Genomic DNA, 2,713 nt, shown 5'->3' with positions numbered 1-2,713 from the left:
CGAGAGCCAGATCGAAGCCTATCGGGAGAACGGTTTCCTGGTCGTGGAAGGGCTCTTCGAGAGCGACTTCGTCGATCGGGCGCGACAGGTCGTCGCCGCCCGCGGCCTTCGCCACCGACTGGCTGGTGTGAGCAGCCATCCGTCGTTACTTCCAGCCCTTGAGGATCTTGCGGAACTCGACGCCGGCCGCCTTGGCCGCGTCCTCCGGGGAGGAGGCTCCGGTGACGGCCTTGGTGTATTCGACCTTCAGCGGCTCGAAGAGGGAGCCGTTCTCCGGGATCCAGGCGCGCTCGACGGCCTTGTCGACGGCCGGCTTGAAGAACTGGACCATCTCGCTGCCCTTGACGTCGGGCTGCTCGTAGGCGGCGGTGCGCGTCGGGAGCAGGCTCAGGTCCTTGGCGGACTGGACCTGCACCTCCTGGGAGGTCATGTACTCGACGAAGGCGTGGGCGGCGGCGGTGTTCTTCGAGCCGGCGTACACGGCGAGGTCGTGGCCGCCCTGCGGGGCGCCGGCCTTGGCCGAGCCGGCCGGGACGGCGGAGACCCCGAGGTTGGACTTGTCCTTGAACTGGTCGCCCGCGTAGCTGTCGGCGACGGCCCAGGGGCCGTTGATCATCATGGCGGCCTCGCCGGTCTTGAAGGCCGTCTGCATGTTGGTCCAGCCGTCGGTGGCGTTGGTGGTCGCCGCTCCGGAGGCGACCAGGTCGCGGGCGGCCTTGAAGGCCTTGACCCCGGCGGCGTTGTCGACGGTGACCGTCTTGGTCTTGGCGTCGACGAGGTCGCCGCCCTCGCCGTAGATGAAGGGCAGGAACCAGTAGGAGTCGTCGCCGCGCAGGTAGAGGCCGGTCTTGCCGCTCTTGGCCTTGATGGCGGCGGCGGCGGTCTTCAGCTCCTCCAGCGTCTTGGGGGGCTGGACGCCGGCGTCGGCGAGCATCTTCTTGTTGTAGAAGAGGCCGAGGGTGTCGATGACCTGCGGGACGGCGTAGGTCTTGCCCTCGTACTTGCCGCTGGCGGCGGCCTGCGGCAGGAACTCTGCGTCGACCTTCTTGGCGGTCTCGGCGGGGACCTCGTCGAGGTAGCCGAGGGAGGCGAAGTCGGCGACCCAGCCGACGTCGGCGCGGATCACGTCAGGGGCCTCGGAACCGCTGCTGAAGGCGTTCTTGACCTTGTTCTGGGCGTCGCCGTACGGGACGTTGACGTACTTGACGGTCACCTTGGGGTGCTTCGCGGTGAACGCCTCGGCGATCTTCTGGAAGCTCGCCTTCTCGGCGTCGTTCGACGTGTCCCACCAGGTGACGGTGCCGCTCAGCTCGCCGCCGGCCTTGGTCTCGCCACCGTCACCCTTGGTGTCACCGCCGCAGGCCGTCGTCGCGAGCGCCAGGGTCGCGACCAGCGCGGTGGCCGCTATGCCACGCCGCATATGAACTCCTTCGATGATCCCGGCCGCTCCCTCGCGGTCCCGAGTTGCCAGGAACGTAACAAGCCTGAAAGCGGTCCGAAAGACCTTGCGGCAAATTTCTGCAAGACGAGCTGATCGTTACATCCGTGTGTCCCTACGGTTGCCGCAGCTTGCTGTTGATCCGGCTCCCCTTCCCCTGCAAGAGCCCGCAACCAGGGGGTGTGTACCCGCGTTGACCCCGATATGACCCACGAGTTGACGGCCGTCCGGCTTGCAAGCGCTTCCAGCAACATCACGGAGAAGGGCGGCTGGTGGCGCGATGCCGTCATCTATCAGGTGTACGTGCGCTCCTTCGCGGACAGCGACGGCGACGGCGTCGGGGACCTGCGAGGGATCCGCGAGCGCCTCCCCCACCTGGCCCGGCTCGGGGTGGACGCGGTGTGGCTCACCCCCTTCTACGTCTCCCCCCAGGCGGACGGCGGCTACGACGTGGCCGACTACCGGGCCGTCGACCCCCTCTTCGGGGACCTCGCCGACGCCGACGCCCTCGTCCGGGCCGCGCACGCGCTCGGGCTGCGGGTGATCGTGGACGTGGTGCCGAACCACACCTCCGAGCGCCACCCCTGGTTCCTGGCGGCCCTCGCCGACGAGCCGGGCGCCCGCGCGCGCTACCTGTTCCGCCCCGGGCGCGGGCCGGCCGGGGAGCTGCCGCCCAACGACTGGGAGTCCGTCTTCGGCGGACCGGCCTGGACCCGGGTCCCGGACGGGGACTGGTACCTGCACCTGTTCGCCCCGGAGCAGCCCGACCTGGACTGGGACAACCCGGAGGTGGCCGAGGAGTTCGCGTCCGTCCTGCGCTTCTGGCTGGACCTGGGCGTCGACGGCTTCCGGGTGGACGTCGCCCACGGCATGGTCAAGGCCCCCGGCCTGCCCGACATCGGGCACGGGGCGCAGGCCACCCTGATCGGCACCGAGCCGCTCCCCTTCTTCGACCAGGACGGGGTGCACGCGATCCACCGCTCCTGGCGCCGTCTCCTGGACTCCTACGAGGGCGAGCGGATCGGCGTGGCCGAGGCCTGGGCCCCGACCTCGCAGCGGCTCGCGCTGTACGTCCGGCCCGACGAACTGCACCAGGCCTTCAACTTCCGGTTCCTGAACTGCCCCTGGGACGCGACGGCGATGCGCACGGTCGTCGACGAGTCCCTGGCCGCGACCTCGACCGTGGGGGCTCCGACGACGTGGGTGTTGTCGAATCATGATGTGGTGCGGCATGTGACGCGGTATGGGGGTGGGGTGCGGGGTGTGGCGCGGGCG

Annotated in this window: 2 protein-coding genes; one reads left to right on the top strand and one right to left on the bottom strand. The window is 69.6% G+C overall.

Going from position 1 to position 2,713, the window contains the following annotated elements; genetic code table 11:
* Positions 1 to 145: 145 nt before the first annotated feature.
* Positions 146 to 1,420 (bottom strand): extracellular solute-binding protein, encoded by a 1,275-nt coding sequence (locus tag AB0D01_RS39605; protein WP_363064268.1) that lies wholly within the window; start codon positions 1,418 to 1,420, stop codon positions 146 to 148.
* A 222-nt stretch (positions 1,421 to 1,642) separates the two neighbouring features.
* Here AB0D01_RS39605 and AB0D01_RS39600 point away from each other — a divergent pair.
* Positions 1,643 to 2,713: alpha-amylase family glycosyl hydrolase (locus tag AB0D01_RS39600; RefSeq protein ID WP_363064266.1), on the top strand; the 1,071-nt coding region annotated here is incomplete at its 3' end.

This window comes from Streptomyces sp. NPDC048606 (assembly GCF_040650855.1).
In the GTDB taxonomy this organism is placed as follows: domain Bacteria; phylum Actinomycetota; class Actinomycetes; order Streptomycetales; family Streptomycetaceae; genus Streptomyces.
Note: the sequence above shows the minus strand (reverse complement) of the source record. Positions and strands in the feature narration are given on the sequence as shown.

Excerpts from the sequence above, each read along its gene's own strand:
- AB0D01_RS39605 (WP_363064268.1), bottom strand. The coding sequence starts at position 1,420 with ATGCGGCGTGGCATAGCGGCCACCGCGCTGGTCGCGACCCTGGCGCTC.